Origin of the sequence: Halalkalibacter flavus, assembly GCF_036663575.1 — a bacterium.
GTDB lineage: Bacteria > Bacillota > Bacilli > Bacillales > Bacillaceae_D > Halalkalibacter > Halalkalibacter flavus.
On record NZ_JAWRVK010000339.1, the window covers coordinates 1 to 250 of the forward strand.

Below are 250 nucleotides of genomic sequence, written 5' to 3' on the forward strand. Positions count from 1 at the left end.
CGGTAGTTCAGTTGGTTAGAATGCCTGCCTGTCACGCAGGAGGTCGCGGGTTCGAGTCCCGTCCGGACCGCCATTTTAGGGGCATAGTTTAACGGTAGAACAGAGGTCTCCAAAACCTCCGGTGTGGGTTCGATTCCTACTGCCCCTGCCAATATTAACCTTTTTTGCAATACGGCGATTGTGGCGAAGTGGTTAACGCACCGGATTGTGGTTCCGGCATTCGTGGGTTCGATTCCCATCAGTCGCCCCA

Annotated in this window: 2 tRNA genes; both read left to right on the forward strand. The window is 54.4% G+C overall.

The features are described 5' to 3' along the window. Positions 1–77 precede the first annotated feature (77 nt). Positions 78–151, forward strand: a tRNA-Trp gene (locus SAY88_RS25385). Positions 152–174: 23 nt separating this feature from the next. Next, positions 175–250 (forward strand) — tRNA-His (locus SAY88_RS25390).